The sequence below is a fragment of the Trueperaceae bacterium genome, assembly GCA_023954415.1.
In the GTDB taxonomy this organism is placed as follows: domain Bacteria; phylum Deinococcota; class Deinococci; order Deinococcales; family Trueperaceae; genus JAAYYF01.
In genome coordinates this window covers 205,309-219,769 of the sequence record JAMLIB010000001.1, presented here as the reverse complement: position 1 = coordinate 219,769, position 14,461 = coordinate 205,309, and the positions used below count along the sequence as shown (strand labels likewise).

Sequence of the window (14,461 nt, the reverse complement as noted above, 5' to 3'; positions counted from 1 at the left end):
GTCCTTAACCCGGAGCCGACCCCGTCTCCGGGAAGGTTGCCACGGCCCCGAGGACGCGCGTATCCTTGACCGGACGGAACAACCCTTCGTGTGCCCATCGGGGGCGCACGCAACCTCTGGAGGACGACCACATGAAGCGCACCATCGGTACCTTGCTCGCCCTAGTCATGGCCGGCTCGCTGGCCTTCGCCCAGTACGACCTCGGCGGCCGCACCCTGATCGTCGGTTCCGACACGACCTACCCGCCCTTCGAGACGGTCGACCAGAACGGCGACATCGTCGGCTTCGACGTGGATGTCGTGAACGCCATCTGCGGGGTCGTCAACTGCGTCGCCCAGTTCCAGACGACGGCGTGGGACGGCATCTTCGCCGCCATGGCCAACGGCGAGTTCGACATGATCGCGTCCGGCATCAGCATCACGGAGGAGCGCGCCCAGGTCGTCGAGTTCACCGACCCGTACCACGAGGTCAGCCAGGCCGTCGCCGTGCGCACGGACGACGGTGACCTCACGCTCGCCGACTTCACGGACGGCAGCCTCATCCTCGGCGCCCAGACGGGCACCACGAACGCCATCCTCGCCGAGGAGCTCGTCGGCCGCGACCGCCTGCGCATCTACGACGACTTCAACGCGGCCATCCTCGCCCTCATCAACGGCGACGTCGACGGCGTGATGATCGACGACACCTCCGCCGACGCCTTCGTGCAGCAGTACGCCGGCCAGATCGTGGCGGCCATCCGCAACGTCCAGTCCGGCGACACCCTCGGCTTCGCCGTGCAGCCAGGCGACGAGCTCGTCGACGCGCTCAACTACGGCCTCGCGGCCATCAAGGCGGACGGCACCCTCGATGCCCTCGTGGAGAAGTGGCTCGTAGAGCAGGCCGACTGAAGCAAGACTAAGTAGCTGACACGCATGGAACCTCGCAAGCGCGCGGCGGCTGGTAGCGGGCAAGGCACCGCTACCAGCTTCGCCGCGCGCCGCGGTTTCCTCAAGAACATCCGCCCTAGCTACCTCATCCTGCTGACGGCCCTGCCGTTCGTCGTCTACCTCTTCGCCTCCTCGGACCGCTACCAGGCGGCGTTGAAGTTCCTGCTCCCCGGGCTCGGCACCACGGCGCTCGTTACGGTCGTCGCGTACGTCGCCGCCTGCGCGCTCGGCCTCGTCCTCGCCGGCTTCCAGCTCCTCAAACAGGGCGAACGCACGGCGCGGAACTACCTGATCGGCTCGGTCGTGCTCCTGCTCGGCGCAACGTTGCTGCTCACCAGGCCGCAGGAGCAGTACGCCCTCATCGGCGAGGGCGGCGGCCGCGTCGCCATCATCCAGGGCACGCCCGTCTCGGCCTCGGACCCCGTGAAGCTCGGCAACTACCCCGGCGCCGAGGCGCCCCAGGCCGTGCGCGCCGTCACGGACCTGGCCGCCGCGCTCGACCGCCTGCAGACGGGGCAGGTCAGTTCGGCGCTCATCCCGGTCGCCGGCGTGCCGGAAGGCGCTACCGTCATGTGGCGCACGTCCTTCCTCGCCCCGGCCCTCAAGCGGCCCGGCATGCTCCTGCTCGTCCTCGGTCTGCTCGGGCTCGCGCTCACGTTCGCGTCATGGCAGAGCGGCACCCACCCTCTGCGGCTCGTCTCGGAGCTCTACGTCGATGTCCTGCGCGGCATCCCCATGCTCGTCGTCATCCTCTACGTCGGCTTCCCGCTCCAAGGGGCCATCCGCGACGCCACGGGCGGCTTCATCGACATGTCGCGCGTGACGCGCGGCATCGTCGGCATCAGCTTCGGTTACGCCGCCTACCTCGCCGAGATCTTCCGCGCCGGCATCGAGGCCATCGGCAGGGGCCAGACGGAGGCGGCCCGCAGCCTGGGCCTCACGACCTGGCAGACGGCCAGGTTCGTCGTGCTCCCGCAGGCCCTGCGCATCGTCGTGCCCCCCTTGGGCAACGAGTTCATCGCGATGCTGAAGGACACGTCGCTCCTCTCGGTCCTCTCCGTGCGCGACATCACGCAGCGCGCCCGCGAGTTCCAGGCGGCGAACTTCGAGGTGTTCCCGCCCTTCAACACGGTGGCGATCCTCTACATCGTGCTCACCCTGATGGCGTCGTCGCTGGCGAAGTCCGTCGAGCGCCGCACTTCCTGGTCGCGCTGAGCGTTCCTGGGGCTCGCTACCCCGACCCGGGCGAAGAGCGCCCGGCGTGCCCCCGCCCACCTGCTCTGGGTTCCCCTTCCGCTCTGGCGGGGCGTAGGCGGTCCTGGGCGGCTTGATAGACTCTCGCCATGCGAGAGAGCCCCGTCGCTCACGTCGACCTTGCCGTCTTGGACGACAACTACCGGATAGTCAGGGAGCACGTCGCGCCGGGCGTAGCCACCATGGCGATGGTCAAGGCCGACGGCTACGGCCACGGCATCGAGGCGGTCGCCAAGCGCCTGGCGGCGGCCGGCAGCGAGTGGTTCGGCGTGGCCTCCCCCGGCGAGGCGCTCGCGTTGCGGGCTGCCGGGGTGCGCGCCAACGTGCTGCTGCTCAGCCCCATCATGGACCCGGGCCTCGTCACCCGCCTGTGCGACCTCGACGTGGCGCTCGTGGCCACGGACGAGGCGTCGGTCGAGCGCTACCAGGCCGCCGACCTCCCCAAGCCCCTGCGGCTGCACGTGAAGGTCGATACCGGCATGGGGCGGCTGGGCCTGCCCCCCGCCGCGGCGGCCGGCGTGGCCGAGGCAGTCGCGCGCGCGCCCGGCCTGGAGCTCGAGGCGCTGTGGACGCACTTCAGCGACTCGGACGGACCGGAGCGAGGGACGACCGTCCGGCAGATCGAGCGCTTCGTCGAGGCGCTCGACGCCGCGGCGGCCAGGGGCCTGCGGGTTCCGCTGCGGCACGCCTGCAACTCGGCCGGCATCCTGGCCTACCCGGAGGCCCACTTCGACGTGGTGCGGCCGGGCATCCTCCTGTACGGCTACGCGCCGAGCGCGGAGTTCGCCGCCGCCGAGCCGCGCGTGAGGCCCAGCATGCGCCTGAGCGCGCCCGTGACGTTCGTGAAGCGCGTTCCGGCCGGCACGAGCGTGAGTTACGGGCAGCTCTGGACGGCCGCCGACGACGCGACGCTGGCGACCGTGCGCATCGGTTACGCCGACGGCTACCCGCGCATGCTCACGGGCAAGGCGTGGGCGAGCCTGAACGGCGCGCGCTGCCCCATCGTCGGGCGGGTGTGCATGGATCAGCTCATCGTGGACGCGAGCACGGCCGCCGGCGTGGCGCCTGGCGACCGCGTGACCCTCTGGGGCGGCGACGGACCGAGCGCCGACGAGCTCGCGAGCCAGCTCGGCACCGTCGCCTACGAGTTCATCACGCGGGTGATGCCGCGCGTCGAGCGGGAGTACCTCGGCTGACGCTCGCGGGCCGCGGCCCCCACCGGGGCTGACGCAGGCCGCGGCCTCTCCGCGGCGCTCGTCAGCCGTCGGCGGCTTCCGCCACCGCCGCGACCTCTTCCGTGGGCTCCTCCGCGGGCTCCTCGGCCGCCCCCGGCGGGCTCGGCTCGACGATCGGCGTGGCGATCACGCTGATCACGCGCCGCTCGTCCGCCTCGTCCACGACGAACTTGACGCCCTGGAAGTCGACCTCCTCGCCCGAGCGCGGGATGCGGTCGAGCTTGTCTATGAGGAAGCCTGCGACCGTGTCGTAATCGCCGTTCGGGTCGAACGACAGCTTGAGGGCATCGGCGATCGTCTCGATATGCGTCCCGCCCTGGAGACGGAAGCTGCCGTCCGGCAGGGCGACGACGTCCTCGACCTCGTCCTCGTCGGTCTCGTCGTAGATCTCGCCCGTTATCTCCTCGATGATGTCCTCGAGCGTCACGATGCCGGACGTGCCGCCGAACTCGTCGACGACCACGGCCAGGTGGTTCTTGCGCACGCGCATCTCGCGCAGGAGGCTCATCACGGAGAGCGTCTCCGGCACGTACTGCACGGCCGTCATGAGGTCGACGACCTTCGTGCCGTCCAGCGCCTCCGGCCTGCCGAGGTAGGGCAGCAGGTCGCGCGCGTAGACCATCCCCTTGATGTCGTCGACGCCCTCGCCGTAGACGGGGAGGCGGCTGTAGCCGTGCTCGGTGACGACCGCCTGCAGCTCGCGGAGGCCGGCGTCGGCGGGGATGCCGACGACGTCGACGCGTGGCGTCATGACCTCGCGCACGACCGTCTCCTCCAGGTCGATGACGCCCTTGATCATGGCCTGCTCCTGCGCCTCGATCACGCCGGACTCCTCCGCGTTCTGGAGCATGAGGCGGAGCTCGCTCTCCGACATCAGGGCGGCGCTGTTGGGCGTGATGCGGAAGACGCGGAGGAACTGGCCGGTCAGCCAGTTGAAGGCGAGCCCGAGCGGGTAGAGGACGACGGAGAGGGCGAACACCGGCCGCAGCACGAGGCGGGTGACCCTCAGCGGGTCGTGCGCCGCGACCGACTTCGGGGCGAGCTCGCCGAAGAGGAGGACTAGGACGCTCGTCAGGACTGCGGCGAGCACCAGTGCGCCGCCCGTGCCGACGCCGATGGCGGCGGCGTTGTGCAAGAGCAGGTTCGTGACGAGCACGGCCAGGCCGGCGTTCACCAAGGTGTTGCCGATGAGCAGGGTGCTGATGAAGCGGGCGGGGTTGCGCTCCAGCGTGGCGAGGGCGCCCGACGGCTCCGCGCCGTCGTCGCGCAAGCGCCGGAGCTTCCACTCGCCGACCGCCGTCAGGGCCGTATGCGCGGTGGACAGGAACGCGGAAGCGAGGAGGAGCGCCACCATCGCGACGACCTGGACGGCTGTGACGGCCGGGGCGGGCGCCGACATGGTCGCGGGCGCCTGCGCGAGGGCCAGGCTAGAGGCTGTGAGTACGAGTAGGGCTAGTGGGGCGCGCGTCGAGCGCCGCGATCGGTCCGGAGGGTTGTCTTCCATCGATTGTGGGGATTGTAGCACGCGTTCGAGCCCCGGCCGGACCCCGGGCGACTCGGTCGCCCGCACGCCGGAGGTGGTCGCCGCCGCCCGGCGACCCCTCGGACGCGGCGGCCGCACGCGCGCAGGCGGCCCGTCTGGCGCCCGCCCGGAGCGCGGTATGCTCCGTCCACGTGATGGCGACCATCGTCGTGGAAGGACCGATCGGAGTCGGGAAGACGAGCCTCGCGCGCTACCTGGCCGAGGACCTCGGCGCGCGCCTCCTCGTCGAGGTCGTCGAGGAGAACCCCTTCCTCGCCCAGTTCTACGAGGACCCAGCGCGCTACGCCTTCCAGACGGAGACGTTCTTCCTCCTGTCGCGCTTCAGGCAGCACTCCGAGCTCGCGCAGGCGTCCATGTTCCAGCGGCACACGGTGGCTGACTACGTGTTCGACAAGACCTTTCTATTCGCGTCCCTGACGCTGGAAGGCGCCGAGTTCGAGCTCTACTCCGACCTCTTCCATCAGCTCCGCTCGCGCCTGCCAACCCCCGACCTCATCGTCTACCTGCGCGCGGAGCCGCGGCTGCTGCTCGAACGCATCGCCAAGCGTGGCCGCCCGTTCGAGGCCGACATCCAGGCGGCGTACCTGGAGCGCATCTCGGCCGCGTACGACGACTACTTCGCCCACTCCGCCGTCCAGGTGCGGACGGTCGACGCCGGGGCCATCGACTTCGTCGTCAACGAAGGCGAGCGCGCGGCGCTCATCCGAGACATCCGCGGCTGGGCCGGGATAGCGTGAACCAGGACGGCATCTACGTCGCCGTGGCCGGCAACATCGGCGCGGGCAAGTCGAGCCTCACCAAGGTGCTATCCAGCCGCTATCACTTGTCACCCGTCTACGAGGCCGTCGACGAGAACCCCTACCTCGAGGACTTCTACTCGGACATGCGCCGTTACGCCTTCCACTCCCAGGTCTTCTTCCTGGCGGCGCGCCTGAAGCAGCACCTGCGCGAGGTGAACCCGGGCAGGCGCGTGATCCAGGACCGGACCGTGTACGAGGACGCCGCGATCTTCGCGCGGCTGCTGCACGACGACGGGGTGATGGACGACCGCGACCACGCCTCCTACCGCACCCTCTACCACGCCGTGCTGGCGGCCCTCAGGCCGCCGGACCTGCTCATCTACCTGCGCGCCGGACTGGGCACGCTCAAGCGCCACATCGCCCAGCGCGGCCGGGCGTACGAGGCGAACATCGAGGACGGCTACCTCCTGCGCCTGGGCGACCTCTACGAGCGGTGGGTGGAGGACTACTCCCTCTCCCCGGTCGTCGTGGTCCCGGCGGACGACCTCGACTTCGTGAACGACCAGGCCGACCTCAAGAAGGTGCTCGACCTGCTGGAACGGAGCGGGCTGACGGCTCCGGTCGTCAGGTGAGCGGGGCGCGGCGGTCGGGGGTCGGGCGATGAGCATGCCCCGGAACGAGCGCGCGCCGTTGTGGGACGCCGGCCCGGGTCCCCTCCCCCTGGGTGACCTCTGGCGCGCGGCGGCCGTAACCGGCCCCGCGGCGATCCCGCCGCTGGCATCGGCAGTACAGACCGGTCTAGCTATCACCTTCGAGGGGCTGGACGCCACGCGGATCACGGCGGTGGCCCAGGACCACCGCGCGGTGAGGCCGGGCGCCCTGTTCGTGGCGCGGCGGGGGGCCAAGTTCGATGCGCACTCCCTCCTGCCGGAGGCCGCGCGCGCCGGCGCGGCGGCGCTCGTAGGCGAGCTCGGCGCCCATGAGCTCGCCCACGCGCCCACGGTGCCGTACCTCCGCGTCCCCGACACCCGCGCCGCCCTCCCCCACCTGGCGGCGGCGTTCGAGCGTCACCCGTCCTCGCGCATGCGGGTCCTCGGCGTCACGGGCACGGACGGCAAGACGACGACGAGCTACCTCCTGCACTGGCTGCTGCTCGCAGGCAGGGAGGCGGCGCTCCTCAGCACGGCCGGCATCCGGCTGGGTCACGTCGAGCTCGAACCGCTCAGCGGCCACTTCACGACCCCGGAGGCCACCGAGGTCCAGGCGCTCCTCGGGCGGTTCCTCCGGGGCGGGGCGAGCCACGTCGTGCTCGAATCCAGCTCGCACGGCTTCTCGCTGCACCGGCTCGACGCGGTGGAGTACGCCGTCGGCGTGTTCACCAACCTGACCCCCGAGCACCTCGACCACCACGGCACGCTGTCCGATTATCGCGACGCCAAGGCCACCCTCGTGCGCCGCGCCGCCACGGCCGCCGTGAACCTCGACGACGAGCACTCGCCTTACTTCCTCGCCGCGGCGCGCGCGGCCGGCCGGCGGACCGTCACCTTCGGGTCGGCGGCGGGCGCCGACGTGCGGATCGGACACCTGAGCAGCTCACCAGGGAGGCTCGAGTTCGAGCTGGAGGTCTTCGGCGAGCGCGCGACCGCGCGCCTGCCCATGGTCGGCGCCTTCAACGCCTGGAACGCGGCCGGGGCGGTGGCGGCCGCGGTGGTGGAGGGGGTGGCACCGGAGGCGGCCGTCGCACGCCTCGCCACGTTCCCCGGCGTGCCCGGCCGCATGCAGGTCGTCCAGGCGGAGCCCGCGACGGTGATCGTCGACTTCGCGCATACCGCCCCCGCCCTCGCCAAGGCCCTCGCGGCCGTGCGCCGCGAAGGCCACCGGCTCATCGTCGTGGTGGGCGCCGCCGGCGAGCGGGACCCGGGCAAGCGCGCGCCCATCGGCCGGGAGGCGCGCCTCGGGGCCGACGTCGCCGTGTTCACGGAGGAGGACTCGCGCTCGGAGAGCACGGCCGCCATCCTCGCCGAGATCGGGGCGGGGGCCGCCGCGGCAGGTGGTCGTGAGGGCGTCGACTACGTCCTCGAGCCGGACAGGCGCGCGGCCATCCGCCGGGGCGTCGAGCTCGCACGCCCCGGCGACGTCGTGCTCCTGGCAGGCAAGGGGCACGAGCGCACCCTCGAGCGCTCCGGCGAGACGCTCGCGTGGGACGAGGCGAGCGAGGCCCGCGCCGCCCTGGCCGGCGCGGGCGCGTAACCAACCCGGCGCGCGGCTTTTCGCTACAGTTGGCGCATGAGCACATCCAGACCCGTCAGGGGCGCGAAAGCGCCCGTGTGCACCTCGGCGTGGGCGAGAGCGGTGGCGCGCGCGTGAGCGTCGAGCCGCGACCCATCGACATGATCCTGGCCAAACGCGCCGGGCGCGCCCATTCGGCCGCCGAGCTCGAGGCGTTCATCGCGGGCTACGTGAAAGGCGCCGTGCCCGACTACCAGGTCGCGGCCTGGCTCATGGCCGTGTGCTGGCGGGGCATGACGGACGCGGAGACGGCGGCGCTGACGCTGGCGATGGCCCGCTCTGGCGACATCCTCGACCTTGGCGACCTACCGAACACGGTCGACAAGCACTCCACGGGCGGCGTGGGCGACAAGACGACGATCGTCCTCGCGCCGCTCCTGGCCGCCATGGGCGGCACGGTAGCCAAGATGAGCGGTCGCGGCCTTGGGCACACTGGTGGCACCGTCGACAAGCTCGAGAGCATCCCAGGCTTCCGCGCGGGCCTCGGCGACGAGGAGTTCAGGCGCGTGGCGCGCGAGGTCGGCGTGGTCGTCACCGGCCAGTCGAAGGACCTCGCGCCGGCCGACGGCCTGCTCTACGCGCTGCGCGACACGACCGGCACCGTCGAGTCGTTACCCCTCATAGCCAGCAGCGTCATGAGCAAGAAGCTCGCGGGCGGCGCCAAGTCGATCGTGCTCGACGTCAAGGTGGGCAGCGGGGCGTTCATGAAGACGCTGGACGACGCGCGCGCGCTCGCGGCCGCGATGGTCGCCATCGGCACGCTCGCGGGGCGCAACGTCCGCGCCATCCTCTCCGGCATGGCGCAGCCGCTCGGGCGCATGGTCGGGAACGCGATGGAGGTCGAGGAGGCCATCGCGTGCCTGCGCGGCGACGGGCCGGACGACCTCCTGGAACTCTGCCTCGTGCTCGCCGAGGAGGTGCTCACGGCCGCAGGGCTGCCCGTGTCGCGCGCCGCGCTCCTAGACACCGTCGCGAGCGGTCGTGCCTTCGAGCGCTTCGAGCGCTGGATCGGGGCGCAAGGTGGCGACGTCACCAGCTTGGACAAGCTCGAGCGCGCGCCCGACACCTTCGCGCTGAGCGCGAGCCGCGCCGGGGTGGTCAGCCGGCTCGACGCGCTCGCCGTCGGCCGCGCCGCCGGGGTGCTCGGCGGCGGGCGCAGCAAGAAGGGCGAGGCGATCGACGCGGGCGTGGGCATCGAGCTGCACGCCAAGGTTGGCGACCCGGTCGCGACGGGCGAGGCCCTCGCCACCCTCTGGCACCGCGGTGGACGCGGCCTGGAGGCGGCCACCGCGCTCCTCACGGACGCTTACGAGGTCGGTGAGTCCGCCGCGCCTGAGCCGCTCGTGTTCGAGCGGGGCAGCGGCGGCTGAACCAGCGGGGTCTGCCCGACCGGCGCGCGTGGCGGTTCGCGTTCGCCGTGCCTCGGCCTATCCGGCCAGCCGTGCGCTCACTGGCTCGGGTCCAGGTAGCCTCCGTACGGGTAGGCGAGCGGCAGCTCCACGCCGCCGATGACGCGCGTGGGGGCAACGTCGCCGTCGAGCGTCGAGGCGTTGTCGAACACCTTGACGTCGTTCCCATCGGCGTCGATGACGACGAGCCGGTCGTTGGCCAGGTCGTAGGAGACCTGCGAGAGTCCGACGAACTGCGTAGCCGGGCCGGTGACGTGCCTGTCGGGCAGCACCATGCCGGCGATGCTGGAGACGTTGGCTATCACGTAGACCCCGTCGGTGGACTGGTCCGCGAGGTACAGGTCGTCGCGCCGGGCGTCGTAGGCCGCGCCCCAGATGTAGGAGACCGAGGCGTCGAGCTCAACCAACCGAGCGGGCGCGGCGTCGCCGACGACCGTCGAGGCGTCGTCGTAGACGCCTACCTTCCCGTCGACGTTCGAGACGAACAGACGGTCGTTGGCGACGTCCAGGCGCAGGCGGGTGTCGAACTCCGAGACGAGGCCGCTCACGTTCGGGCCCTCGAGAACGCGGTCGGGCTCCTTGCCGGCCGCCGCCGTCGACGCGTCGTCGTAGGCCACCAGCGCGTAAGAGAAGGCGACGTACAGGATGTCCCTCTCCGCGTCGTAAGCCATGCCGGCGGGGTTCTCGTGCCCCAACGAGGAGAAGCCGGTGGCGGTCACGTCGCCCGAGGCGCTCGACACGTCGTCGACCCTGAAGACGTTGGTGCCGGACGCCTGGACCCCGATGAAGGCCGCGTCGCGAGCCGGAGCGACGACCAGCTCGTAGTAATCCGTGGCCGGGTCGACGCCGTCGATGCGGAAACTGCGGTCAGGGGCGATGTCGCCGGTCGCGCCGTCCATGTCGTCGTAGACGTACACAGCCGTGTCAAGCACGTAGAGGGTGCCTGGCGCGGTGACGGTCACCTGCGCGCTTGCCCGCCGGGCCGGGTCGGTGACCTGGGCGGCCGCCACGGTCACGACCGGGTCGGTCGGTACCCTGGCCGGCGCCTGGTAGTCGCCGCCGGCCACGGTGCCGGCGGCCGCCGACCCCCCGATCAGGTCGTTCACCGACCACTCGACGGCGCCGACGAGGTTCTGGCTCTCGAAGAGCACGTGCGAACCGACCTTGGCCGTGAGCGGGCCGGCGGGGTCGAGGGTCGGCGTAGGTAGCGGGGGCGGCGGCGCGGGCGTCGTGCAGCTCGCCAGGGCCGACAGTAGGACGATCGCGGTGAGCGCGTGAAGGCGGGTGATCCTCATGGGCGTTGCCTCCTGATGGTGGGCGACGCGCTTGCCTCGCGACTGGGTGGCGCCTGGTCGCCGATCGGGCTTTCGAGCCCACGATAAACAACCGCCGGTGCACGGCTTGTGACGCATCGGACTCGCGTATGCAGTTGACAGTCGGCCGGCCGGCTGCTACTGTCATGCCTCTCGGGAGCCCGAGGCTCCCAGCCGCGTCAGCGCGGCATGCCCGCGACGTTAGTGGGCGAAAGCGAGGAGGTGAGCGATGACCAGAGCAGATCTCGAGCCCGGCATTGGGGCGAGCGAGCCCGTTAGTGGGGCGCAGCAGGCACACGTCGTCGCCAGCCGCCACGCTCCGCGCGGACTCCGCGCCGTCTTCGGCACGCTGTCTTGACCTTCGGCACGCCGTCCCAAGACGCACCGCGCTCCACAGCGACCCTTCTTCCGTAAGTCCCCGCAACCGTTCTCTCACGCCGTCCGCTCGGCCAAGTAGCCGCGCCTCGCGAGCGCAGACGCTCGTAGGTCCGCTGCCGCCGGTTCGAGCGCCATCTGGAGGGCAACCACCATGCTAGAGCTCAGCCACTCGAGGCTTCGCGCCGCGGAAGAACGCGTGAGCCACCTGCGAGGCCAGGCCGCCCAGCGCGCCGTGGCCCTCGCCGTACTCGCCGACAAGCGCAGGCGCGCACGGGAGAGCGCCCTCGCCGCCGTCCGCGCGGAGCTCGCCGAGCTGGAACAGCGCGCGGCGAACGCCTGGCGCCTGCAGAGGCACTCGCACCGCTCCGGCGGCATCTAACGATGCGGGGCGCCTCCCCACTACCGCGGTGGGGTCGGGAGCGTCTCCCCGACCCCACCGCCTGTATGCTCCTGACATGACCGCCCCGGGAGGAACGCCATGACGAAGACGCCGAAGCTCGTCCCGACCGACGTGGCCGTCGCTGCCCACCTGGCCGCCCTCGAGCGCCCGGAGCAGCGCGCCGACGCGGAGGCGCTCGTACAGATGATGCGCCGCCTGACGGGCGAGGAACCGAAGATGTTGGGGCCGAGCATCGTCGGGTTCGGGCGGTACCACTACAAGTACGAGAGCGGGCACGAGGGCGACGCCCCGTTGGCAGGCTTCGCGCCGCGCAAGGGCAACACGGTCGTCTACCTGACGCCGGGGTTCGCGGAAGGCAACGCCGACCTGCAGCGCCTCGGAAAGCACAAGGCCAGCAAGGGGTGCCTCTACATCAAGCGTCTCTCCGACGTCGACGTGGCGGTCCTCGAGGAGCTGGTGCGCACCTCGATCGAGGTGACGCGGCAGCGCTACGGGGGATGAGACCGCCGAAGGAGCCGCTGCGCTACGCGGACCAGCGCTTCGTCGGGCTCTCCCCGGCTGAGCTCCCCCTGGCGGGCGCCATCGTGATCGGCTGCGAGTTCGCCTCGTGCGACCTCACCGAGGTCTCGCTGAAGGGCGCCAACCTCTCGGACTGCCGCTTCGTCGGTTGCGAGCTCGCGCTCTGCGACCTCGCCGACGCGGTCTTCCAGTCCCTCGAGTTCTCCACCTGCCGGCTGACGGGCGCCCACTTCGAGACGCTGAGCCAGCTGCCCATCGTGCCTAGCGCCAGGTTCGACGAGTGCGACCTGAGCTACACCTCTTTCCAACGCATGGACCTCAGGGAGTTCGCCTTCACGTCGTGCCGCTTCCTCGAAGCCGAGTTCGTCGGCTGCGACCTGCGCGCCGTGGACTTCAGCGGCTCGGACCTGGCCAGGTGCGTCCTCACGCGCAACGACCTGCGCGCCACCGACCTGCGCACGGCGCGCAACTACGTCTTCTCGCTCCAGGCGAACGAGGTGCGGGGCTTGCGGGTGCGGTTGCCGGAGGCGGCGGCGCTGCTCGCGGCGGCCGGGGTCGAGCTGGATTGAGCGGCGCCCACCACCCGGGAAGCGGTTGGTCCCGTCCTGAGTAACGCATCATCCGCTAGGCATGAGAACCGAGGCCGCATGCTCGTATCACCTTGACATGCGCCGGCCCGGATTAGTACACTTGCTTTTGCGTCGCCGACGGCCCCGAGGCCGCGAGGACGCCCGCTTGCGGCGCGGGGTGGAGCAGTCTGGTAGCTCGTCGGGCTCATAACCCGAAGGTCACAGGTTCAAATCCTGTCCCCGCAACCAACACCGTTCACAGGGTCACCCGCCGGTGGCCCTGTGTTCTTCTACGAAACGTCCTACTGCCGTAAGCGCCCTGGCTACCTACGCGCCTACAGTTGAAGCAGCTCGTGCCCCGTTAGTCAGCCCGCCGTGGGAGGCGACCAGGCCTTGAACGACACCGCAGCGCGATCGACCGCACCCACCGCCTCACGACCCGAGCCCGCGTCGGCACGGGCAGGCGCCCGTGGCGCCCCGGCCGGCCCAGAAGCCTCGCACAGCGGTCGCAAGGGCATAGCCCCGCTCACCCTCCTCGTCGTGGTCGGAGCGCTCATGACCGTCAGCGCCCTCGCGACCGACGCCATGCTGCCGGCCTTCCCCGCCATGGCGGCGCACTTCGGCGTCTCGGACGCCGCCATCCAGAGCGTCGTCAGCGTCTTCATGCTCGGCTACGCCCTTCCCCACCTCATCGTCGGCTCGTTCGCCGACCGCTTCGGCAGGCGCCCCGTGCTGCTCATCGGACTGGGCGTCTACCTCCTTGGCGGCCTGATCGCCTGGGCGGCCCCGTCGCTCACCGCCCTCCTCCTCGGCCGCTTCGTGCAGGGCCTCGGCGCGTCCGCCGGCCCGATCCTCTCGCGGGCCGTGCTCCGCGACCTCTACCAGGGGCGGGAGCTCGGGCGCATGCTCTCGTTCGCCATGATCTTCTTCGGGGCGGCCCCGCTCCTGGCCCCCGCCGTCGGCGCCCTGCTCCTGAGGCTCGGTCACTGGCAGGCCATCTTCGCCTTCCTCGTGCTCGTGGCGGTCGTGCTGGCACTCCTCGTGTGGCTGGTCCTGCCGGAGACCGCGCCCCGCAAGGACGCGGGCGCGCTCAGCCTCCCAGGCGTCTGGCGCAACGCCAAGTCGATCTTCACCGACCCGGTCTCGGCCTGGACGGTCGTGGTGCTCGCCCTGGTCTACGGCGGCCTCATGGCCTACCTGCTCTCCGCGCCGACGCTCTTCATCAACCACTTCGGCCTGGACGAGGGCGGCTTCGCCCTCGTCTTCGCCGTCATCGCCTCGATGACCTTCCTCGTTCAGCCGCTCAACGTGAGGCTCCTGCGCGTGGCCTCCCCCGAGCGCATCCTGCGCTTCTCCGTGCCGCTGTTCGTCGTCGTGAGCGCGGTGCTCGTCGCCCAGGTCGCGCTGGGCGTGGCGACCCTGCCCCTGTTCACGCTCAACCTCATGGCCTTCTTCATGTCGTTCTCCCTCACCCTCGCCAACGGCACCACGGTGGCCCTCGACCCGCACCGGGAGCGGGCAGGCATGGCGTCCGGGCTGATGGGGTTCGCCCAGCTCTCACTCGGCACCGCGCTCGGCAGCCTCATAGCGGCGTTCGCCGACCGCGGGCCCCTACCGTTCGCGCTCGGGCTCCTGGTCCTGTCGCTGCTCAGCTACCCGGCCCTGCGACTGGCGTTCCGCCGGCGCGCGGCGTGAGGGCGGGATCACCGGCGGATGGCGCGGTGGCGGGCCGAAGCCCCTCCGGCGCTCGGCGTGACAACGTCCGCCCCACAGGCGGCGTGGCCGTGCCGCCGGGCGCCGGGCAAGGCGCCGCCGCCATGACGTGCGCTCGGCCGAGTTACGCACTAACATCGAGTCAGGCCATACGGCCGCGAGAGGAACCACGC

13 protein-coding genes and 1 tRNA gene are annotated in these 14,461 nt (G+C 71.3%); 12 read left to right on the top strand and 2 right to left on the bottom strand.

All coding sequences use genetic code 11. The features are described 5' to 3' along the window. Nucleotides 1-131 precede the first annotated feature (131 nt). From M9914_00980 to alr, 3 genes are all read left to right on the top strand, one after another. A complete protein-coding gene (locus tag M9914_00980; GenBank protein ID MCO5172743.1) occupies nt 132-887 on the top strand; it encodes a basic amino acid ABC transporter substrate-binding protein in 756 nt (251 codons plus the stop codon). A gap of 24 nt (nt 888-911) precedes the next feature. Next, nucleotides 912-2,141: an amino acid ABC transporter permease gene (locus M9914_00975; protein MCO5172742.1), complete on the top strand. Its 1,230-nt coding sequence runs from the start codon at nt 912-914 to the stop codon at nt 2,139-2,141. 128 nt (nt 2,142-2,269) lie between these two features. Beyond that, nucleotides 2,270-3,376 carry an alanine racemase gene (gene alr, locus M9914_00970; GenBank protein MCO5172741.1) on the top strand — a complete coding sequence of 369 codons (1,107 nt, stop codon included), beginning with the start codon at nt 2,270-2,272 and terminating at the stop codon, nt 3,374-3,376. A 61-nt stretch (nt 3,377-3,437) separates the two neighbouring features. Here alr and M9914_00965 read toward each other — a convergent pair whose 3' ends face one another. Then, nucleotides 3,438-4,919, bottom strand: coding sequence for a hemolysin family protein (locus tag M9914_00965; GenBank protein ID MCO5172740.1), 1,482 nt, complete (start codon nt 4,917-4,919; stop codon nt 3,438-3,440). A gap of 173 nt (nt 4,920-5,092) precedes the next feature. On the opposite strand from M9914_00965, the gene M9914_00960 reads away from it, so the two are divergent. The 4 genes from M9914_00960 (at nt 5,093) to M9914_00945 (ending at nt 9,357) form a co-directional block, all read left to right on the top strand. Then, the gene (locus tag M9914_00960; protein ID MCO5172739.1) at nt 5,093-5,695 is read left to right on the top strand and encodes a deoxynucleoside kinase; all 603 of its coding nucleotides are present in this window, start codon (nt 5,093-5,095) and stop codon (nt 5,693-5,695) included. Further along, a complete protein-coding gene (locus M9914_00955; GenBank protein MCO5172738.1) occupies nt 5,692-6,330 on the top strand; it encodes a deoxynucleoside kinase in 639 nt (212 codons plus the stop codon). The genes M9914_00960 and M9914_00955 overlap by 4 nt, the downstream gene beginning before the upstream one ends. 34 nt (nt 6,331-6,364) lie before the next feature. Beyond that, the gene (gene murE / locus M9914_00950) at nt 6,365-7,948 is read left to right on the top strand and encodes a UDP-N-acetylmuramyl-tripeptide synthetase (GenBank protein MCO5172737.1); all 1,584 of its coding nucleotides are present in this window, start codon (nt 6,365-6,367) and stop codon (nt 7,946-7,948) included. Nucleotides 7,949-8,061: 113 nt separating this feature from the next. After that, nucleotides 8,062-9,357: a thymidine phosphorylase gene (locus M9914_00945; GenBank protein ID MCO5172736.1), complete on the top strand. Its 1,296-nt coding sequence runs from the start codon at nt 8,062-8,064 to the stop codon at nt 9,355-9,357. 77 nt (nt 9,358-9,434) lie between these two features. Here the strand turns inward: M9914_00945 and M9914_00940 are convergent, their stop codons facing one another. After that, nucleotides 9,435-10,691: a hypothetical protein gene (locus M9914_00940; protein ID MCO5172735.1), complete on the bottom strand. Its 1,257-nt coding sequence runs from the start codon at nt 10,689-10,691 to the stop codon at nt 9,435-9,437. Nucleotides 10,692-11,238: 547 nt separating this feature from the next. On the opposite strand from M9914_00940, the gene M9914_00935 reads away from it, so the two are divergent. From M9914_00935 to M9914_00915, 5 genes are all read left to right on the top strand, one after another. Further along, a complete protein-coding gene (locus M9914_00935) occupies nt 11,239-11,466 on the top strand; it encodes a hypothetical protein (GenBank protein MCO5172734.1) in 228 nt (75 codons plus the stop codon). 99 nt (nt 11,467-11,565) lie between these two features. Then, entirely contained in the window at nt 11,566-11,988 is a 423-nt protein-coding gene (locus M9914_00930; GenBank protein ID MCO5172733.1) for a DUF1801 domain-containing protein, read from the top strand. Continuing rightward, on the top strand, nt 11,985-12,575 hold the full coding sequence (locus tag M9914_00925) for a pentapeptide repeat-containing protein (GenBank protein MCO5172732.1): 591 nt from the start codon (nt 11,985-11,987) through the stop codon (nt 12,573-12,575). The genes M9914_00930 and M9914_00925 overlap by 4 nt, the downstream gene beginning before the upstream one ends. A gap of 172 nt (nt 12,576-12,747) precedes the next feature. Further along, nucleotides 12,748-12,824: transfer RNA gene (locus M9914_00920), tRNA-Met, on the top strand. A gap of 306 nt (nt 12,825-13,130) precedes the next feature. Continuing rightward, nucleotides 13,131-14,270, top strand: coding sequence for a multidrug effflux MFS transporter (locus tag M9914_00915; protein ID MCO5172731.1), 1,140 nt, complete (start codon nt 13,131-13,133; stop codon nt 14,268-14,270). The last annotated feature ends 191 nt before the right edge of the window (nt 14,271-14,461 follow it).